The 248-nt window shown below is 43.1% G+C and carries 1 pseudogene; it reads right to left on the bottom strand.

Going from position 1 to position 248, the window contains the following annotated elements:
* Positions 1-248, bottom strand: a pseudogene (fusA, locus tag SB765_RS32430) (elongation factor G); the annotation flags it as partial.

Below are 248 nucleotides of genomic sequence, written 5' to 3' on the forward strand. Positions count from 1 at the left end.
GTTTACGAACTCGTAAATTGGGGCTTCATCATCCGAAATATCCATCGGTTCAAGTTTAAGCCAGACGTGACCATATTGACCACGACCACCTGATTGACGTACAAACTTTCCTTCAACTTCAACAGTTGAACGAATAGCTTCTCGGTATGCAACCTGCGGCTTACCAACGTTACATTCAACACTGAATTCACGTTTCATACGGTCGACAATGATATCAAGGTGAAGTTCACCCATGCCAGAGATAATAG

The sequence above is a fragment of the Pseudomonas sp. SIMBA_067 genome (assembly GCF_046534675.1).
In the GTDB taxonomy this organism is placed as follows: Bacteria; Pseudomonadota; Gammaproteobacteria; order Pseudomonadales; family Pseudomonadaceae; genus Aquipseudomonas; species Aquipseudomonas putida.